The organism is Promicromonospora xylanilytica, assembly GCF_054782895.1.
Genome location: NZ_BAAGRP010000071.1, coordinates 64,839 through 83,426 on the forward strand (window position 1 = coordinate 64,839; position 18,588 = coordinate 83,426).

An 18,588-nucleotide genomic window follows, 5' to 3' on the forward strand; every position below is an offset into this window, starting at 1 on the left:
GCGGAGGGCTGGTCAGCTGCCGAGCAGGCGCAGGAACCCGCCGAGCTCCATGAGCCTGCGGACGCCGTCGGCGTCCAGGTCTCCCGGCAGGTAGTCGGTGAGCCGCGGCGACGAGATCACGACCGCGCGCCACTGGGCACGCGAGACCGCCACGTTGATGCGGTTGCGCGACAGCAGGAATCCCATGCCGCGAGAGACGTCGTCAGGCGTCGAGGCCGCGAGAGTCAGGATCGCCACGGGCGCCTCACGCCCCTGGAACATGTCGACGGTACCGACGGGCACGCCGTCGAGGCCGGCAGCCCGCAACGCCTGGCGCACTGTGTGGACCTGCGCGTTGTAGGCGGCGACCACCACGACGTCGTCGGGCCCGAGGGGCCGTGGTGGCAGTCCACCGCCCGGGTCCCACGTCCGGCCGAGCACGCTTCGCACCTGCCGCACCACTTCGGCCGCCTCCTCGGGGGACGACGACGAGTGGCCCTCGTGCTCGACCGGCACGTGCACCACTCCTGGCGGAACACCGTCCAGCGACCGTGTGGTCGTGATCGGGTGCGCCGAGAGCCGGCCGGCGTAGGAGAGCTGGGACACCGCGGCACAGACGTCGGGGTGCATGCGCCACGACTCGGGCAGCAGGTAGCCCAGGCCGTCGGGGAGCACTGCGCTGCCGCCTGCGAGCCAGGCGAGCGCCGACTCGTCGACCGGCTCCGGATGCTTGCCCTGGCTGACCTGAGGAAGCTGCTGCGGATCACCGAGCAGCAGGAGCCGCTGCGCGGACCTGCCGACGGCGATCGTGTCGGCGAGCGAGAACTGCCCCGCCTCGTCGATGACCAGCAGGTCGAGTCCCTCGTCGGGCCAGCGTTCGTGCGCGAAGTCCCAGGCGGTGCCGCCCACGACGCAGCCGCCGGAGCTGTTCGCCGCGCAGTCCGCGAGCTGGCTGCTCGTCAGCTCCTGCCACGGCGGGGCAGCACCCTGCTCGGCACCCTTGGCACGCTGCTTCTTGGCCACCTGCTCGACGGGCACGCCTGCCTTGTCGACGATGGCGCTCAGCATGTTCTCGACCGCCGCGTGCGACTGGGCCACGACCCCCACCCGCCACCCCGCCCCGACCAGCTTGGCGACGACGTGCGAGCCGACGTGCGTCTTGCCCGTACCGGGCGGGCCCTGCACGGCGAGATACGAGTGGTCGAGCCGCTCGACGGCCGTGTACACCGCTGTCTCGAGGTCGAGCCCGCCGTCCGTCTCGTCGCCCAGGCCGGGCAGCTCACCACCGGGCGGTTCCGCACCGACCGAAGTGCTCGGGGCGGTACCCGCCGGAGCGCCCACCAGTCGCGGCGGACGCCTGCGCAGCAGGTCGAGCGCCGCGCCGTCGGGCAACGCGCGGTCCGCGTCCCACGCGGCGAGGGCCTCGCGCGCGGCGTGCTCGACCGCCAGCTCCTGCGCGTCGTGGGCCGGTCCGCGCTGCGGCGCGAGCGCTACGGGCAGTTGCCCGTGCGGCTCGGCGCCGCCGGACAGCCGCTCCCGCAGGACCACCACGTCGCGCCCTCGCGGCAGGTCCTCCCGCTCCCCGTACGGGTCCCGTGCCTCCAGGATCAGCCCGCCGGAGTGCTCACCGCGCACGGCCCGTCCCTCCAGCTCGCCGGAGCCCCTGGGGAGGGCGACGGGCGGCACCGGCTGGTCGTACAGCACGTGGACGGCCGCTCCGGCGCCCAGGTCGGACCCGTCGATCCGCGAACCGTCGAGCATGCGGCCCACCAGCTCGATCTCCCGCGTGGGCAGCCGGTCACGGCCCACCACGGCCCAGTCCCGCAGCACCGTCGAACGTTCCACGTGGAACGTCGCCCTCCGACCGGGCCATTCGTCCAGCGGCAGCTCCAGCCGGGCGTAGTGCTCCTGCCAGAACGGCTTGTCCTCTCGCTGGTAGTACCCGACGGCGGCACCCAGCAGAGCGAGCGCCTGCACGTCGAGCGACCGGCCCCCGCGGTTCTCCCCGACCCGGTCGGAGATCGCGTCGGCCAACGCCAGTCGCCGTTCCCGCCCGTCCCGGCGGGCGACGGTCCGGGCCGAGTCCCCCTCGAGGGCCGGGTCGGCGGCGGGGAGCGAGTACGCGCGCGCGTCCGCGCTCCCCCGGGTGGTCCCAGCCGTGCCGGCCGCACCCGCCGCGACGTTCTCGACCGGCCCGGCCGACGACCGCGCGAACCGCAACCAGTCGAGCAGCCGCAGCGTCGATCGGCAGTCGTACTCGTTGTAGTCCAGGATCCGCCGCTTGAGCGCCGCCGCCTGCTCCGAACCCTCAGCGGCCAGCTTGGCGTACTCCGCGTACTCCGTGACCGAGGCCGTCGCGCTGGTGACGCCATCGCGCGCCGGATCGTCCTGCATGTAGAGGGGCTCGAGCTTCTTGATCGACTTCGACCGGTTCGAGATGCGCAGGCACGACCGGACCACCGCGTACAGGTCGACCAGCACGCCGTCCCGCAACAGCTGGTCCACCTCGTCCTCGTACACCCCGTGCCGTGCCGCGATCGAGAGCAGATGCGTCTTCTCGTAGGCCGCGTAGTGGTAGACGTGCAGGTCAGGGTAGGTCTTCAGGCGTGCCGTGAGGTAGTCGACGAACTGGATGAGCGCGTCGCGCTCCCCCGCCAGGTCGTCGGCCCAGAGCCCGTGGAAGGGCGGGGCGGTGTCGGTCCCACCGGGGCGCTCGACCCAGCCGAAGAGGTAGTCGAGACCCATGGCCGGCGCCTGGTCGTCGCCCGGCAGGCGTGCCGCCTCCCACAGCGGGTCGCCCTCGAAGTCGAAGAACACATCACCGGGGCTGGGCGGCGGGATCCGGTCGATGGCCTCGGTCGCGACGAGCCGCCAGCGCAGGCGCGCGTCCGGTCCGTCCGGGTCGACGCCCTCGGGCAGCGGGTCGAGCGCCACCGACCCGTCACCCTCGTCGAGCCCGAGCTGGAGCCGCGCCTGGGCCCGGAGCCCCTCGAACCGGGCGGCGGACATACCCTCCGGTGGGTCCTCGGCCGCCGCGAGCGCGTCGATGGTGGAGATCCCCGACGCCGACAACGTGGAGCGCTGCACGCCGTACACGCCCCCGACGAGCAGCACGTCGCGACGCGCGGCCGCGGCCTCCGCACAGTCCTGACAGGTGCGGAGCTTGCCGCAGGCCAGGTACCGGTCGTCGGCCCAGCTCACCGCGGCGTCGTCGGCGACGTGGGCGTCCAGGACCTCCAGGAGCCGCGCGCGCCGCTTGCGAAAGACGGGCAGCAGGTCGGCGAGCCGGTGCGACGTGGTCTCCCCCGTGCCGAGCACGAGGTGCACCTCGGCGGTCGGGTCGATCCGGGCGCCCATCAGCTGGTCCGCGTACGCGGCGAGCTGGAGCAGCGCGCGGACCTTGGTACGGCGGGCGAGCTTGGAGTCGTGCACGGCGTACCTGGGCTGCGGCGCGAGCTCGGCGGCCAGCTCGCCCAGCGGGTCGCGCACCAGGAAATCGGCCCGGCCGTGGAACCGGCCGTCGAAGAACGAGGCCTGGTAGACCACGTCGGCGCCCTGCTCCATCGCGGCCAGCGTGCGGGTGTGCGCGTCGATCAGGTCGTCGCGAGCCATCCGGCGGGCGGGCGGGACCTCGAGCACGCCACCGGGCCGACCGGCGGCCGCCGGCCCGAAGGTACGCAGGTGCCCCTCGAGGACCCGCCGCTCGTGGTCCTCGCCCAGGGCAGCGGTGCGGGCGAGCATCTCGTCCTCCTCCCGCACCCGGCGCGGGCTGCGGCCGAGCAGCTCGTCGAGGCGTCTCAGCAGGCGGAACTCGCACTCACCCGCGATCACGAGGTCGCTTGCCGAGTGCACGAGAGTGCCTGCGTCGTCACGCTCCAGGAGGAACATGCCCCCAGGTCTACCAGTGACCCCTGACACGAGCGCGCTACTGTCGTCCCCGCAGGCGGTAGATATGTCCGGTTCAGCCCCTTGTTCTGGCGCCGAGCCGCCTGGATGGCCGATAGTGGGGCCGACCGTATCGAAGGAGCAACCATGCCCGTGCGCTTCAACCCGCCTCCGGGTTGGCAGGTGCCCCCGGGATTCCGACCCGACTCCACCTGGGCGCCCGACCCGTCGTGGCCCCCGGCGCCGCCCGGTTGGGACTACTGGGTCGACGGACCCGACACCCCCCGGCCCGCGGCCGAGCACCACACCGCGCCCCCGGCACCCCCGTCACCGCCGGCGCCCCCCGGTTCCGGACCTGTCCCCGACACCGCCCCGGAAGGATCGGCGGACGCGGACACGCGGACGGTCGCGATCCAGGTGATCGCCGGTGCGCCCAGCCGTCCGGCTCCCGGAGCCCCCGCCCCGTCCCCGGCGGACGCGATGGGCTCGACCATGACGATGGCGCCGATCAGCGCTCCGGCGGCACCTGGCGCACCCAGGCCCGGGTCCGGGCCGCAGCCGGTCTACCCGCCCCAGCCCGGGTCCGGGCCGCAACCGGTCTACCCGCCCCAGCCCGGCATGGCGCCCCCACCGCCGCCTCCGGAGGCGCCGCGCAAGGCTTCCGGCGCCGGCGTCCTGGCCGCGCTGAAGGGGTTGGGCAGCAAGGGCGCCAACCCACCCCCCGCCCCGTCGTCGGCCGCCGGAGCCAGCACCGGGCCCGGCCCGTTGAGCATCGACGACGCGCACCGCACGGCGGCGCCGACGGGTACCGCCTCCGCACAGCCTGCGCCGGTCAGGCCCCGTCCTGCCGGCTCGGGGCGGCAGGGTGGTTCCCGCTCCCCCGGTGCCGGGCTCATGGTCGCCATCGCCATCGCCGGCCTGGCGCTCGGCGTGATCATCGGCGTCGTCGTCACGGCTGGTCAGCAGGCTGACGCGAACCAGGCGATCACCGACGCCCGGACCCTCGAGTCGGAGATCGAGGCGGAGCGCGCCGAGATCGAGCAGCAGCGCACCCAGCTCAAGGAGCAGCGCGACGAGGTGGCCGCGCGCGAGCAGAAGCTGGGCGAGCGGTCGGCTCAGCTCGACGAGCGCGAGGCGGCGCTCAAGCAGCAGGAGGAACAGCAGCAGCAGGAGGAGCAGGAAGAGCAGGAGGAGGAGCAGGAGAACGGGGACTGGGGCGGCGACAATCCCGGCACGGTCTTCTACTGGAACTGCGACGCGGTCCGTGCCGCCGGCGCCGCCCCGCTGTCGAACGGTGAACCGGGCTACCTGCCGCACCTCGACCGCAACGGCAACGGCGTTGCCTGCGAGGGCGGCGAGTAGACCGATCGGCCCGGAGCCACAGCCGGGCTACCAGCGCCTCCCGGTGCGGTAGCCCGGACGGGCCGCCGGCCCGAGGAATGAGAGCGGGCCGAGACAGATCCCCAGATTCTGTCTCGGCCCGCTCGTGTGTTCCCGGCCCACGCCATCTCCCCAGACGAGACGTGGACCGGGAAGTCTCAGCTCCCGAAGAGTCCGTCCAGGAGCTCACCGAGACCGAGGGGATCCTCGTTCTCGGGAGGTGTGGTCGGCTCCTTGGTCGGAGCCGGGGTGGGTGTCACGCCGTCGGGCGGCGCGGGCTCGTCCGCCGTGGAGGCGAGCTGCAGGGCTTCGCTCAGGTCGATCAGGCACAGCCGCCAGACGTCGGCGTCCACGCCCTTCGGCGCCTGCCAGAACGACTTGCCCGTCAGCCCCTGCGGAGCGGCCCAGCCGGTACCGGTGCGCTGGGCGACGCACGCCTCCATCGCGGGGACCTCGTTCGCCTCCGCGTCCTCGACCAGCATCGGCGCGAGCTCCGCCACCATCGGAGCGGGCTCGGCAGCCTGCGGCTTCTCCACCGCCTTGCCGGCGACGTCGTGGATGACCGCGCACTCCGGCGAGGTGCTGCGGCACCACGACGCGCTCCACGTGTCCTGGTTCGCATAGATGAACCCACGCGGCTCCGCCGTCGCGCGGTCCACCTGCAGGACCCGCATCCACACGCTGCCGTCGCCGAGGACGTCGAACGGCGTGACCGGGATCGAGGAACCCGCATCCGGCGCGTCGGACTCCGGTGACGCGGGCGCCCCCTGCGCGCCCGCGGCACCACCGGTCAGCGGGTCGTCGAAGACCAGGTGCTGGGTCCCCTCCGACGCCGCCGACGAGAACCCGAACACGAGCGCCGGCCCGCCGTTCGACGGTAGGACCATCGCGTCGGACGTGACGCCCCGCCAGAGCAGCGTTCCGCCGAGGTTCCCCTCGCGGAGGTTCTTGAGGGCGGTGTCGCCGCCCGCGAGGAGCTCCAGGTCCGTCGCGCTGTGGCGCCCGTCGATCTTCGCCAGGGTCACCACCGCGAGGTACCGGTCGCCGCCCCCGGCGCCCAGGCCGAGGTCGAGGACCACGGTGTCCCGGTCGACGCGGTACGACGCGGGCTCCGCCACCGTGCGCACACCGGGTGCGAGATAGGCGAGGTCCGTCTCCGGCTCCGACGACGGGACGTCCGTCGGTGACGGCGCCGGCCGATCCACGTCGACCTCACCCTCGAGCGTCGAGGGTGGTGCGTCGGTGGTCTCCACCGTGACCGGGGCGTTGCTCCAGAGACCCGGGATGCCCGGGAGGGCGCCGGCGACGCCCGCCCCCGCCGTGGCGAGCGCCAGCGTGGACGCCAGTGTCACGCTCGCCCGCCGCGTGGCGTGCTTGCGGCGGCTCGACCGCAGGACCCTGTCCAGATCCAGCGTCGACGCGGGTACCGCCGCGTGCGCCGACTCACGGACCCGCGCGACGAACTCGTCGTCGGGGGCGCCCTGGGAGAGGTTCGTGTTCATCGGGTTCCGCCCAGTGGATCGACGTCGAGGATCGCGCGCAGGTGGGCGAGGCCGCGCGAGGCCGTGGACTTGACGGTGCCGAGGGGGATGCCGAGCTCGCTCGACACCTCGGACTCCGACAGGTCCAGCAGGTGACGCAGCACCACGACACGGCGCTGCTTCAGGGGAAGCCGCAGGAGGGCGCGCACGACGGCGTCGCGATCGTCCACGGTGCGCGTGGGCATGCGGGCCGCCGCCCTGGCGACGCGGACGTCGTCCTGCGGCAGCTCGTCGGGACCGGTCAGCACCTCGCGCCGCGTGCGGCGCCAGGCGTCGATGCGCAGGTTGGCCAGCACCCGCCGGGCGTAGATCAGCGGGTCACCCGCCCTGGCCTTGTGCCAGTGGCGGTAGCACCGCTCGAACGTCTGCTGGGTGAGCTCCTCGGCGCGATGCGCGTCGCCGCTCAGGAGGAACGCCATCCGATGGAGGGGGTCCTTGGCCTCTCGCATGAACACGGTGAACTCTTCGTTCTTCGAGATCTGTGCGTTCCTGCGCGCGTGAGTGGCCGTAGGCCGGTCTGTCCGCACGGGCAGCGAGGTTACGTCATCGGCGCCCGTGTCCCCACCCCGGACCAGCCTGAGCGGCCGGGTCGCTGGGGTGGGTCCGGTCTTCTCCGGGGCGGTGCCCGCCACCGGTTCCGGCGTCGTGGTGGATGGGGAGTCTGGGGTGTTCTGCTCGGTGGTCACGGTCTCCAGGTCGTCCGCAGAGCTGGAGTCGGCGCGCACGACGTACAGGGTCACGGGTTTGGGGACCCGGGACTCTGGCGCTGCTGCACGCGGACTCGTGACTGTCACGAACGGAACACGGGCCAGCCGGGGTGAAGGTTCCATCCGATCTCGCGGATTTCTCCGGGACCGCTGTGAGCCGGGTCACCGCGCAGACGAAAGAGCACGTGCCGGGCGTGCGGGTCACTCGGTGACCCGCACACCCGGCACGTGCGGTGGTGCGGTGCGGTCAGCGCCGGAAGTCGAGCGTGCCCAGGAAGGTGTGGAAGTCCTTCAGGCCCTGCTCGCCGCCGTCGAACTCGACCACGAGGAACAGGTTCTCGCCCCGGTCCTCCTGGTGCAGGTAGATCTGGGCCCAGTAGTAGTCGGCGGCCCCGTCCCTGTTGTAGACCGTCGGCAGGACCTCGGCGTAGTCGGCGCCCGGCACGTCGATCATCTGGGACTGCGGCGCGTCCGCGCTCCGGGTCCACCAGAGGCCGCCGGGCTTGCCGCCCTGGACGTAGACCCGCTCCGGCGACTCCGTGGGCTCGGACGCGCGCTCCTTCTCCTTCTCGGAGGCGTCCACCCACAGCTCGAGCGCCTCCTCGCTGATGCCGGGTTCCACGTGCGCGATCGTCGGACCGGTCCACTCGACGCCCGGCGTGAACTCGCCCTCCGTCTCCTTGTCGGTCCAGCCCTCCGGCACCGCGAACTTCAAGCCGTTGTGCTCGGTCCGGGCCCAGTCGGCCGGGACCCCGCGCTCGATGGCGTCGAGGACCGGGGTCGAGAACTCCGGCTGGTACCAGTCGGGCTCGCCCGCCTCCTTGAACCAGAGGTTCCCCAGGAAGTTCCGCAGGGTGGCGTCGCCCTGCTCGTTCGCCGCGAAGCGGGTCTCGATGATCCAGCCCTCGTCGCCGCTACGGAGCGTGATGGTCGCCGGGCGGATGTCGCCCTCCTTCGCGTGCCGCTCGATGACCACGAGGTCCGCGCCCTCGACGTCCAGCGTCATCGCGCCGGAGTCCTTCGCCGGAACGGTCCAGTCCGCGACGTCGAACACGTTCCGCAGCTCGATGGTGGCGTCCATGTCGTCGATGGTGCCGGTCTCCCCGAGACCGTCGGCCTCCGGATGCTCCGGGTCCAGCCAGCCGGCGACGCCGCCCGCGTTGACGTCGCCGACGGCGATCCAGCCACCCGGCGGCACCTCGTACCAGAGCCCGCCGAGGATGTACGGGGAGTGCCCACCGTCCTCGACGACACCCCGCTCGACCCCCGGCATCACCGGGAGCGTGCCGCCACCGGTCTCGAGGAACTCCGGCGACGCGGCCTCCGGCCCGCCGCTCGAGCCGGCCGCCGACGCCGTCGTCGAGGGGCTCGGCGAGGCCGACGGCGAATCGCTCGCCGGAGCGGACTCGACGGACGTCCGGTCCGTCCCGGGCAGAGGAGCCTGCCGGTCGGCATAGATGGCGCCGGCCGCGCCGATGCCCGCGCCGGTGAGCGCGAGCGCCGCGACACCGGCGGTCGCCGCGACGACTATCCGGCGGCGGCGCACGGTGCGCACGGCTCGCGTCGCCATGGCGACGGCGTCCAGCGACCGTGGCGGCTCGATCGTGGACCCGGCGGCGCGCAGGCCGGCCAGCAGCACCGCGTCCTGCTTCGAGTTGATGTCGTGCACGTTCATGATCGGCTCCCCCCGCCGTCGGGCACCACGAGGGTGCGCAGACGGGCCAGGGCTCGTGAGGCGGTGGACTTGACGGTGCCCGCTGAGATGCCGAGCTCCGCCGCGGTGTCGGACTCGGAGCGGTCCAGGAGGTAGCGCAGGACCACCACACGGCGCTGCTTGACCGAGAGCGCCATGAGCGCGCGGACCAGGCGGTCCCGCTCGGCGAGCTCCGCCTCCGACGCCGGAGCGCTCAGCTCCCTGGTGCTGCCCACCGGGTCGTCGGTGAGCACCTCGCGGCGGGTACGGCGCCAGGTGTCGATGCGTGCCGTCGCCAGGACCCGGCGGGCATAGGCGAACGGGTCGCCGTCACCGACCCTCTTCCACGCCTTGAACGTGCGCTCGAGGGCGAGCTGCACCAGGTCCTGCGCACGGTGCTGGTCACCGCACAGCAGGTACGCGATCCGGTACAGCGCCGGGGTGTTGGCCTGCGCGAAGGCCGTGAAGTCCGCGACGGGGTCCACCCCGCTCCGGACCACGGTGATCTCGCCGGTCCCCGGCTGAACCGCTGGACTCAACGCCACCTCACTCATCCGGTACACCGCCCGCAGCCATGACCGGACCACTGCCCCGGCGCTGGTTCGCGGCGCCCTGCGCGCCGCCTCGTGTGCGTCATGCACCTTAGACGCAACCCGGGACCGGCGAGGTTCCGCTCTTTTCCATAACGGTTCTTACGAGGTCCTGACGGGACCGCCCGGCACAAGGCCCTGTCGGTCCCCGCCCGTACCCTTCAGAAGTGGCCAGAGTTCTCGTGATCGACGACGACGCCACCGTCGCACAGGTGGTCGTCGCCTACCTGGAACGCGCCGGTGTCGTGGCCGAGCACGCCGCCGACGGCCCGGCCGCACTGGTCGCCGCCGCCGAGAACCCGCCCGACGCCGTCGTGCTCGACCTCATGCTGCCCGGCATCGACGGTCTGGAGGTCTGCAGGCGGCTCCGCTCCGCCCGCACCGACCTGCCCGTCCTGATGCTCACCGCGCGGGGCGAGGAGGAGGACCGCGTGCTCGGCCTGCAGATCGGCGCCGACGACTACGTGGTCAAGCCCTTCAGCCCGCGCGAGCTGGTGCTGCGGGTGCAGTCGCTGCTGCGCCGCGCCGGCACCGCCGTGGGGCCCGCCCCGAGCGCCCGGCGGACCGAGGGACCCGCGGAGGGCTCCGCGCCCGCCCAGCGGACCAGTGGGGTCCTGTACGACGGCGATCTCCGCCTCGACCCGGCCGCCCACCGCGTCACCCGCTCCGGCACGCAGCTGCAGCTGACCGTCCGCGAGTTCGAGCTGCTGCGCTGGTTCCTCTCCCACCCGGGACAGGTGCACGACCGGGAGTCGCTCTTGCGCGGCGTCTGGGGCTGGGAGTACGGCGACCGGTCCACGGTGACGGTCCACGTGCGTCGCCTGCGCGAGAAGGTCGAGACCGACCCGTCCCGGCCGACGCGCCTCGTCACCGTGTTCGGTGTGGGCTACCGGTGGGACCCGACGCCGCCCGCTGCCCCGGCCGGCTCGCCGGCACCGCTCACCTCCGGAGGCGACACGTGAACGAGCTGGCAGGCGTGATCCTGTCGGTCTCCGTGGCCGCCGTGGTGGGCGCGGCGGGCGCCGTCGCGCTGTTCGCCCTGGCGCGGCGGCGCGTGGCGCTCGCGGCGACCCTCGCCCCCCTGGTCGTCGTGGGCTCCGTCGCGGCCGGCGTCTACGCGAGCGCGCGGGCGATGTTCCTGTCCGACACCGACTCCACGACCGTCCTGCTTCTCCTGCTCGCGACGGTGCCGGTGGCGCTCGCCGTCGGCCTGGTGCTGACGGCACGGATCCGCACGGTCACCACCCAGGCCGCTGCCGAGAAGGCGGCCGCGCAGCGTGACCGTGAGGTGGAGGTGCGGCGCCGGGAGATGGTGGCCTGGGTGTCGCACGACCTGCGCACGCCCCTCGCTGCGGTCCGGGCGCTGGCGGAGGCCCTGGAGGACGGCGTGGGAGCCGTGGACGAGCACGTGCCCCGCATCCTGGCCGAGAACCGGCGGATGGCCGCGATGGTCGACGACCTGCTGGCGCTCTCCCGCCTCCAGTCCCCCACGGCGACGCTGCACCGCGAGCCGGTGGCCGTCGCCGACCTCGCCTCGGACGCGATCGCGTCGGCGCAACCGCTGGCCGACGCCGGCGGGGTCGCCCTGGCATGGGACGTCACGGATCCGCTGGTGACGTCGTTGGACGCCCAGCAGGTGGGGCGGGCGCTGGAGAACCTGCTGGTGAACGCCGTCCGGCACACGGGACCTGGCGGCACGGTCCGCGTGGCGGTGGCGTGCGAGCCGGACGCGCCGGGCCCGCGCGCGGCGAAGACCGTGGTGATCTCCGTCGAGGACGAGTGCGGCGGTATCCCGGAGGCGGACCTCGGCCGCGTCTTCGAGGCGGGCTGGCGCGGGTCCGGGGCCCGTACCCCGGAGCGCGGTGGGGTGCCGGGAGGCGGCGCCGGCCTCGGCCTCTCCATCGTGCGTGGAGTGGCCGAGGCCCACGGGGGAACGGCGGGTGCGGACAACCTGCCCGGCGGGGCCGGCTGCCGCTTCACCCTCCGCCTCCCGGCCCCGACCAGTTGAGTGCTGGATATTCGCCCTCGAAAGTGCGTTTCAAGGGCGAATATCCAGCACTCAACGGTGAGGGGTCAGAGGACGTGGGAGAGGAAGTCCTTCGTGCGGTCTTCCTTCGGGGCGTCCAGGACCTCGCTCGGGGGGCCGGACTCGACGATCACGCCGTCGTCCATGAACACGACGTGGTCGGCGACCTCACGGGCGAACCCGATCTCGTGCGTCACCACGATCATCGTCATGCCGGATCTCGCCAGGTCCTGCATCACCGACAGCACCTCGCCCACGAGCTCGGGGTCGAGCGCCGACGTCGGCTCGTCGAACAGCATGAGCTCCGGGTCCATCGCGAGCGCCCTGGCGATGGCGACCCGCTGCTGCTGACCGCCGGAGAGCTGCGCGGGGTAGTGGTCCATCCGGTCGGACAGTCCTACGCGCTCGATGAGCTCCATCGCGCGCTGCTTGGCCGCCTTCTTCGACATGCCCCGTACCTGCACCGGCGCTTCCATGATGTTCTCCAGCGCCGTCATGTGCGGGAACAGGTGGAACCTCTGGAACACCATGCCGATGCGCGAGCGCTGCTTGGCCACGGCCTTGGGGTGCAGCCGGTGCAGCGTCCCCTTGGCGTCCTTGCGGTAGCCCATGAGCTCGCCGCCGACCACGACGGAGCCGCCGGTGATCTCCTCCAGCTCGTTGATGCACCGCAGGAGGGTGGACTTGCCGGACCCGGACGGGCCGAGGATCACCGTGACCTCGCCGCGCGCCACGTCCAGGTCCACGCCCTTCAGGACGTGCACCGCGTCGTGCCCGTGGCCGAACACCTTGTGCACGGCGCGCACGGAGACCATGTCCGCCGTGTCGGCCGGAGGCGTGGCGGAGTCAGCGACGGCGCTCATGGTGTCACCTCCTTGTTGACGTCTTCCTGCACTGTCCCGGCGGCCGCGATGGCCGCCTGCCTGCCACCGCCCGGGCCCTTGCCACGGTTCTTGCGTCCGGTGGCCGTGCCGAACCCGCGCCCGTAGTACTGCTCCAGGTAGTGCTGGCCCACCATGAGGATCGAGGTGATCAGCAGGTACCAGAGCGCCGCGACGACCAGCAGCGGCACGGGGAGGAAGATGCGGTTGCCGATGGCGCCGGCCGCGAAGGTCAGCTCCAGGCCGAACGGCACCGCGACCACCAGGGACGTCGTCTTGAGCATGGAGATCGTCTCGTTGCCCGTCGGCGGCACGATGACGCGCATGGCCTGCGGCAGCACCACGCGGCGCATGATCTTGCCGTCCTTCATCCCGAGCGCCTTGGCCGCCTCGGTCTGGCCGGGGTCCACGGAGGTCAGGCCGGCGCGCACGATCTCCGCGAGGTACGCGGACTCGTTGAGCGCGAGGCCCAGCAGCGCCGCCCAGAAGGCCGTGATGACGTCGTCCGTGCGGAACGTGAAGAACTCGGGCCCGAACGGGATACCCAGTGACAGCCGCGGGTAGAGGACCGCGAGCAGCCCCCAGAAGATGAGCTGCGTGTAGATCGGCGTGCCGCGGAAGAACCAGATCCAGACCCAGCTCACCCAGCGCATCACGGGGTTGTCCGACCTGCGCATCATCGCGAGCGTGACGGCGAGCACCACGGCGATGGCCATCGACGCGAACGTGAGGATCAGGGTCCACATGACGCCGCGGACGATGACGACGTCGCGCAGGTAGAGCCAGACCACGTCCCAGCGGAAGTTGTCGTTGGTGATCAGCGCGTTGGCCGCCATGGCGGCCAGGACGAGCACGATCGCCGCCGCGACGAGGCGGCCCGGCCGGGGCACCGGGCGCGCGTGGATCCGGTTGGGCACCGGGTCGCGGCCCGACGCCGAAGCGTTGCTGGAGCTCATCTCGCCCCTCTTCTCGTTCCTGGGGCGGTGCTCACTCGGCCGGGTTCAGCTCGGCCTCGTCCACGACGACGTCCTCGCTGCCCCAACCGGCGAAGATCTCCTCGAGTGTGCCGTCGTCGATGAGCTTCTGCAGTGCGGCCTGCACGGCCTCGGTCAGGTCCTTGTCGTCCTGCGAGACGACGATGCCGTACGGCGCGGCGTCCTGGATCTCGCCGATGGTCTCGACCTCGCCGGAGGTCTGCTCGACGGCGTAGGCCGTGATCGGCGAGTCCGCGTACATGGCCTGGAGCTTGCCGCCCACGAGGTTGGTGGTCACGTCGGCCTGCGACTCGTAGCGCACGACGTCGATGGGCTCCTCGCCGTCCTTCTCGCAGTCCTTGGTGGCCTGGGTGAGCTCGTCGTCCTGGATGGTCGACGTCTGCACGCCGATGGTGGTACCGCACAGGCTCTCGGGGTCGAAGTCCTCGGGATTGCCCGCCGCGACGCCGTACTGCGAGCCGGCCAGGGCATAGCTGATCATGTTGGCCTCGGCGGTGCGCTCGTCCGTGATGGTGAACGCCGAGATGCCCAGGTCGTACTTGGAGCCGATCGCGGGGATGATCCCGTCGAACGGTGCCGTCTGGACCTCGGCCTCCAGGCCGAGCACCGCCGCCACGGCGGACACCGTGTCGATGTCGAACCCGACCGGCGTCTCGCCGTCGACGTCGATGAACTCCGCCGGCGCGTACGCCGTGTCGGAGCCGACGGACAGCGTGCCCTTGTCGGCGATCTCCTTCGGGAGCATCGCGGCGATCTCCTCGTCGGCCTCGATGGCCGACGGGTCGAACGTCGCCTCAGCGCTGGACTCGTCAGTGGCGGCATCGCCGGCGGTCTGCTGTGACGCGTCGGTGCATGCGGTGAGGACAAGGGCGGCAGCGGTCAGTGCCGAGGCAGCGGTGAGGGCGGGAAGCCTGCGCATCAGGGGTCTCCTGGGTCGGATCGTTGGTGTGTCACGAGGCGGTACGACCCGGCAGATCTCCGTCGTCAGGGGAGCAGAGGACCCGACGGCGCACATGGCGCCTCGTGTGCGAGTCTCACCTAACCGTGGCGTTCCGCTGACGTAAACCCGGAAGATCGAGACCGATGTCACATTGTGATGTATTACGTGCTTCGTGAATGTTTCACCCACGTCTATGTGGACTGGCCTGCATAAACACCACCGGCAAGCCGGCCAGAGGCCGACTTGCCGGGGTGGTGCTCACGTGTCGTGCTGGACGGGCTCGTCGGGCCGGTCCTCCGGACCGCCCTCGTGCTCCCAGCCGTGCGGCCAGTCGGCCCGCTCGGGGCGGCGCACGATGGCCACGATGCTCGCCAGCAGCCCACCCCACACCACGATGAGCGAGACGACGAGCAGGGCGATTGCTTCGCTGGTCATGACTTACCTCCGAACCTGGGCCACGCATCGAACGCGTCGGGCTCGACGCGCCATCGCATCAGGGTGAGCACCGCGGCACCGACGAGGAGCACGACGACGGTGCCCCAACCTGCGGCGCCGAGGTACGCCTCCGCATATCCCTCGTACCCGTCCTGGATCAGGCTCACGATGCGCGAGACGAGCATGTAGGTGAGCACCACGGGCCCGAGCACGATGATGCAGAAGGACCACCACCGACCCACGCTGATCGTGGAGACGGAGTTCAGGTGGAACCTCATCTCCCCGGAGCGACGCAGCACCCAGCCGACGACGACGGTGGTCACGACAGCGGACGCGACGATACCGATGTTGTTGGCCCAGTTGTCGACGGTGTCGAGCGCGATCAGGCCCGTGGTGGTCGAGAAGACCACCACCGAGAACAGGGCCGCCACGAGGCCGATACGGATCGCGGCCTGGGCGCGGGTCCAGCCGAACTTCTCCTGGAAGGACGCCGAGACCACCTGCAGGATCGACAGCAGTGACGTGAACCCTGCCATCACCAGGGAGCCGAAGAACAGGGCACCGAAGATTCCGCCCGCCGGCATCTGGGACACGATCGCCGGGAACGTGACAAAGGCAAGGATCGGGCCGCTGATGCCCTCGAGCTCGGCGATGGCCAGCCCCTGCTCGTTGGCGAGGAAGCCGAGCGCGGCGAACACACCGATGCCCGCGAACACCTCGAAGCCGGAGTTGGAGAACGCGACGACGAAGCCGGGCGACGTCAGGTTGGCGCGACGCCTCCGGTAGGAGGCGTACGTGATCATGATGCCGAACGCGATGGAGAGCGAGAAGAAGATCTGGCCGTACGCGGCGATCCACACGTTCGGGTCGGCGATCGCGCTCCAGTCCGGGGTGAACAGCGCGTTGAGACCATCGGCCGCCCCCGGCAGGAACAGCGCCCGCACCACCAGCGCACCGAACGCGAGGAGGAGCAGCGGGATGAACACGAAGTTGACCTTCTCCAGGCCCTTGGCCACCCCGGCGGCCAGGACGATGATCGTCGCGACCCACACGAGGACGAGTGGGATCAGCACGGCGGGCACGAAGTCGAGGGTGAACCACGGGTCCGCGCCGCCGACGTCGGCGAGCTGCAGGTACGTACCGGTGAAGAAGCCCGCCGTGTCGTCACCCCACTGGAGGCCGAACGAGTACACGAAGTAGCTCAGCGCCCACGCGATGATCACCGCGTAATAGATGGCGATGACGAAACAGATCATCACCTGGAACCAGCCCAAGCCCTCCAGCCAGCGCTTCAGCCGACGGAACGCCAGCGGTGCCGAACCACGGAACCGGTGCCCGATCGCGTAGTCCAGGAACAGGATCGGTATGCCGGCCGTCAGCAGCGCCACCAGGTAGGGCACCATGAACGCGCCCCCACCGTTCTCGTATGCCACCCCCGGGAAGCGCCAGATGTTCCCTAGCCCGACAGCGGAGCCGATCGCAGACAGGATGAAACCCAGCTGTCCGCTGAACTCCTCGCGCTTCTCGGGCTCCGCGGTAGTTCTCTGCGCGTCGCTCATACCCTGATCCTCTTGGAAAATCTCTCTGAGTGCGAAATCGGCTCGCCGGGAACTTCACGGAAGATTCACCGGCGCGGCACGGCGAGGGTCACCTCGCGAGCAGTTCCGCCACGTATCCACCGTGGAACTTGCCCGTCGGGTCGAGGCGCGCCGCCAGTTCCGCGAAGTCGTCGAACCGCGGGTAGAGGCCCGGGAGGTCGGCCACGGGAACGGTGAACAGCTTGCCCCAGTGCGGGCGCGCGCCGAGCGGCAGCAACGCCGCCTCCAGCTCGGGCAGCGCGGCCCGCACCGCCGGCCAGTCCTGCTTCCACGTGAAGTGGAACGCGAGGCTGTCCTCCGGCGTGGTGCTGAGCCAGAGGTCGTCGCCGGCGATCGTCCGGATCTCGGACGTGAGCATCAGCGGGCCGATCCGGTCCCCGAGCGCCCGCACGGCGCGGACCGCGTCAGCCCCCGCGGCGCGCGGCAAGAGGTACTCCGACTGCAGCTCCTCGCCCAGGGACGGCGTGAAGTCCAGCCGGAAGTGCGGCAGGCGCTCGAACCACGGACCTGGCACCCCGCCCTGCTCCGTGCACGCCACCGCGGCGACGTCGGGCAGGGGGTGCATGGGCCGGACGGCGGGCCGGGCGCCCAGGCCGGTCAGCAGGCCGGCGGCGGGCCCACCCGCCATCACCGTCTCCGCGCCGGACGGGCTCGTCGCGACCTTCGACTTGCACCACACCATGCGGACGTCCGGCTCGAACCAGCTGGTGAAGACGCTGACGGAGTAGGCACTGCCCATGAGGGCGTCGAGGTTCTCGAACAGCGCGTCCCACGGCAGCCCCGTGAAGACGTCCTGGCGCACGTCGAACGCCGGCACGGTGGCCAGGTCCACGCGCGTCACGATGCCGAGGGCGCCCAGGGCCACCACGGACCCGGGGAAGTCGGCGTCGCCCCTGCGCAGGGTCAGCACCTCGCCGCCGGCGGTCACGAGCTCCACCCCGACGACGTCGCCCGCCAGCGAGCGCGTCCCGTCGCCCGAACCGTGGGTACCCGTGGCGACGGCACCGGCGACGGAGATGTGCGGCAGCGAGGCCATGGCGGCCAGCGCCCGGCCCTGCGCGTGGAGCTCCGCCGCGACCTCGCCGTAGCGCAGGCCGGCACGCACCGACGCGACCCCCTCGGGATCGACCTCGAGGGGCGCCCTGCCGTCGTCGAGCAGGTCGAGCTGGACGTGCACGCCGGTCGTGTCCGCGACGTCGCAGAACGAGTGCCGTGAGCCGAGAGCCCGGGCGCGGGGCTCACCGGCGACGATGCCGGTGAGCTCCGCGAGGTTCCGGGGGCGCTCGGTGCGCGCGGAGGAGTAGGTGAGGTTCGCTGCCCAGTTCTTCACCGGACAAGGGTGCCACTCCTGCGGCCGGTCGGACGCTGCCGATCAGCCGGGGGCGGCGTGCGACTCAGGCGCTGGCTGCCGCTTTGCGGACCACCGGGATCCGCTGACTGATACCGACCATGTCCAGGACCTCCATCACCACGGCGGACGGCTCACGGAGCAGGACGGGCGAACCCGTCTCCTCACCGAGCACGAACACCTGCAGGATGAAGGCCACCCCGGAGGAGTCGATGAACGTGACGTCCCGCGCGTCGACGATGACGGGTTCGGGATCGGGTCGTGCGGCGAGCGTGGCCATCGCCTCGCTCGCGTTCTCGCGCAGCAGCGCGTCGATGTCACCCCAGAGGGTCAGCACAGTGCCCTCGTAGGTGTTCCGGCAGGCGATACCCGAGCCCAGACGTTCGGGAACCAGGTCCTGCGCTGAGTCTGACGGGAGAGGGTCCATGGGGTCATTCGCTCCGTCCTGCATTGGTCGAGCCTCGACTTCGCTAGACACTGACTTCTACACACTGACTTGCACTGGCGAACTTGGACGCTTCTTGGTGCTCTCTGACCGCTCCTTGGCCGGGAGGGGCAAGAATTGCCTAGGGCGAGTGTTCACCCGACAC

Annotated in this window: 15 protein-coding genes; 3 read left to right on the forward strand and 12 right to left on the reverse strand. The window is 71.7% G+C overall.

All coding sequences use genetic code 11. The annotated features are described in order from the left end of the window. Window positions 1-12 precede the first annotated feature (12 nt). Entirely contained in the window at window positions 13-3,867 is a 3,855-nt protein-coding gene (locus ACYVK7_RS21270; RefSeq protein WP_460889711.1) for a TM0106 family RecB-like putative nuclease, read from the reverse strand. Between the two features lie 144 nt (window positions 3,868-4,011). On the opposite strand from ACYVK7_RS21270, the gene ACYVK7_RS21275 reads away from it, so the two are divergent. Next, window positions 4,012-5,226 (forward strand): excalibur calcium-binding domain-containing protein, encoded by a 1,215-nt coding sequence (locus ACYVK7_RS21275; RefSeq protein ID WP_460889712.1) that lies wholly within the window; start codon window positions 4,012-4,014, stop codon window positions 5,224-5,226. Between the two features lie 176 nt (window positions 5,227-5,402). On the opposite strand, the gene ACYVK7_RS21280 is transcribed toward ACYVK7_RS21275, so the two are convergent. The 4 genes from ACYVK7_RS21280 to ACYVK7_RS21295 form a co-directional block, all read right to left on the reverse strand. Then, entirely contained in the window at window positions 5,403-6,746 is a 1,344-nt protein-coding gene (locus ACYVK7_RS21280; RefSeq protein ID WP_460889713.1) for a hypothetical protein, read from the reverse strand. Continuing rightward, window positions 6,743-7,525 carry a SigE family RNA polymerase sigma factor gene (locus ACYVK7_RS21285; protein ID WP_460889714.1) on the reverse strand — a complete coding sequence of 261 codons (783 nt, stop codon included), beginning with the start codon at window positions 7,523-7,525 and terminating at the stop codon, window positions 6,743-6,745. The genes ACYVK7_RS21280 and ACYVK7_RS21285 overlap by 4 nt, the downstream gene beginning before the upstream one ends. Before the next feature lie 214 nt (window positions 7,526-7,739). After that, on the reverse strand, window positions 7,740-9,167 hold the full coding sequence (locus ACYVK7_RS21290; protein ID WP_460889715.1) for a hypothetical protein: 1,428 nt from the start codon (window positions 9,165-9,167) through the stop codon (window positions 7,740-7,742). Continuing rightward, complete coding sequence (locus ACYVK7_RS21295; RefSeq protein WP_460889716.1) at window positions 9,164-9,739, reverse strand: SigE family RNA polymerase sigma factor; 576 nt, start codon at window positions 9,737-9,739, stop codon at window positions 9,164-9,166. The genes ACYVK7_RS21290 and ACYVK7_RS21295 overlap by 4 nt, the downstream gene beginning before the upstream one ends. A 203-nt stretch (window positions 9,740-9,942) precedes the next feature. Here ACYVK7_RS21295 and ACYVK7_RS21300 point away from each other — a divergent pair, with 203 nt between their 5' ends. Both ACYVK7_RS21300 and ACYVK7_RS21305 read left to right on the forward strand, forming a co-directional pair. After that, a complete protein-coding gene (locus ACYVK7_RS21300) occupies window positions 9,943-10,737 on the forward strand; it encodes a response regulator transcription factor (RefSeq protein ID WP_460889717.1) in 795 nt (264 codons plus the stop codon). Continuing rightward, on the forward strand, window positions 10,734-11,783 hold the full coding sequence (locus ACYVK7_RS21305; protein WP_460889718.1) for a sensor histidine kinase: 1,050 nt from the start codon (window positions 10,734-10,736) through the stop codon (window positions 11,781-11,783). The genes ACYVK7_RS21300 and ACYVK7_RS21305 overlap by 4 nt, the downstream gene beginning before the upstream one ends. A gap of 65 nt (window positions 11,784-11,848) precedes the next feature. Here ACYVK7_RS21305 and ACYVK7_RS21310 read toward each other — a convergent pair whose 3' ends face one another. From ACYVK7_RS21310 to ACYVK7_RS21340, 7 genes are all read right to left on the reverse strand, one after another. Beyond that, entirely contained in the window at window positions 11,849-12,664 is an 816-nt protein-coding gene (locus ACYVK7_RS21310) for an amino acid ABC transporter ATP-binding protein (RefSeq protein ID WP_460889719.1), read from the reverse strand. After that, on the reverse strand, window positions 12,661-13,638 hold the full coding sequence (locus ACYVK7_RS21315) for an amino acid ABC transporter permease (RefSeq protein ID WP_460889720.1): 978 nt from the start codon (window positions 13,636-13,638) through the stop codon (window positions 12,661-12,663). The genes ACYVK7_RS21310 and ACYVK7_RS21315 overlap by 4 nt, the downstream gene beginning before the upstream one ends. A gap of 31 nt (window positions 13,639-13,669) precedes the next feature. After that, entirely contained in the window at window positions 13,670-14,596 is a 927-nt protein-coding gene (locus ACYVK7_RS21320) for an ABC transporter substrate-binding protein (RefSeq protein ID WP_460889721.1), read from the reverse strand. Window positions 14,597-14,875: 279 nt separating this feature from the next. Continuing rightward, window positions 14,876-15,052 carry a methionine/alanine import family NSS transporter small subunit gene (locus tag ACYVK7_RS21325; RefSeq protein WP_460889722.1) on the reverse strand — a complete coding sequence of 59 codons (177 nt, stop codon included), beginning with the start codon at window positions 15,050-15,052 and terminating at the stop codon, window positions 14,876-14,878. Beyond that, entirely contained in the window at window positions 15,049-16,611 is a 1,563-nt protein-coding gene (locus ACYVK7_RS21330; protein WP_460889723.1) for a sodium-dependent transporter, read from the reverse strand. Before ACYVK7_RS21330 ends, ACYVK7_RS21325 begins: the two co-directional genes overlap by 4 nt. An 88-nt stretch (window positions 16,612-16,699) precedes the next feature. Further along, window positions 16,700-17,980, reverse strand: a complete 1,281-nt coding sequence (locus ACYVK7_RS21335; RefSeq protein WP_460889724.1) for a D-arabinono-1,4-lactone oxidase — start codon at window positions 17,978-17,980, stop codon at window positions 16,700-16,702. A gap of 64 nt (window positions 17,981-18,044) precedes the next feature. Further along, entirely contained in the window at window positions 18,045-18,425 is a 381-nt protein-coding gene (locus ACYVK7_RS21340; protein ID WP_460889725.1) for an STAS domain-containing protein, read from the reverse strand. Window positions 18,426-18,588: the final 163 nt, after the last annotated feature.

Excerpts from the sequence above, each read along its gene's own strand:
- ACYVK7_RS21275 (WP_460889712.1), top strand. The coding sequence starts at position 4,012 with ATGCCCGTGCGCTTCAACCCGCCTCCGGGTTGGCAGGTGCCCCCGGGA.
- ACYVK7_RS21280 (WP_460889713.1), bottom strand. The coding sequence starts at position 6,746 with ATGAACACGAACCTCTCCCAGGGCGCCCCCGACGACGAGTTCGTCGCG.
- ACYVK7_RS21310 (WP_460889719.1), bottom strand. The coding sequence starts at position 12,664 with ATGAGCGCCGTCGCTGACTCCGCCACGCCTCCGGCCGACACGGCGGAC.
- ACYVK7_RS21320 (WP_460889721.1), bottom strand. The coding sequence starts at position 14,596 with ATGCGCAGGCTTCCCGCCCTCACCGCTGCCTCGGCACTGACCGCTGCC.
- ACYVK7_RS21340 (WP_460889725.1), bottom strand. The coding sequence starts at position 18,425 with ATGGACCCTCTCCCGTCAGACTCAGCGCAGGACCTGGTTCCCGAACGT.
- ACYVK7_RS21295 (WP_460889716.1), bottom strand. The coding sequence starts at position 9,739 with ATGAGTGAGGTGGCGTTGAGTCCAGCGGTTCAGCCGGGGACCGGCGAG.
- ACYVK7_RS21270 (WP_460889711.1), bottom strand. The coding sequence starts at position 3,867 with ATGTTCCTCCTGGAGCGTGACGACGCAGGCACTCTCGTGCACTCGGCA.
- ACYVK7_RS21290 (WP_460889715.1), bottom strand. The coding sequence starts at position 9,167 with ATGAACGTGCACGACATCAACTCGAAGCAGGACGCGGTGCTGCTGGCC.
- ACYVK7_RS21325 (WP_460889722.1), bottom strand. The coding sequence starts at position 15,052 with ATGACCAGCGAAGCAATCGCCCTGCTCGTCGTCTCGCTCATCGTGGTG.
- ACYVK7_RS21330 (WP_460889723.1), bottom strand. The coding sequence starts at position 16,611 with ATGAGCGACGCGCAGAGAACTACCGCGGAGCCCGAGAAGCGCGAGGAG.
- ACYVK7_RS21315 (WP_460889720.1), bottom strand. The coding sequence starts at position 13,638 with ATGAGCTCCAGCAACGCTTCGGCGTCGGGCCGCGACCCGGTGCCCAAC.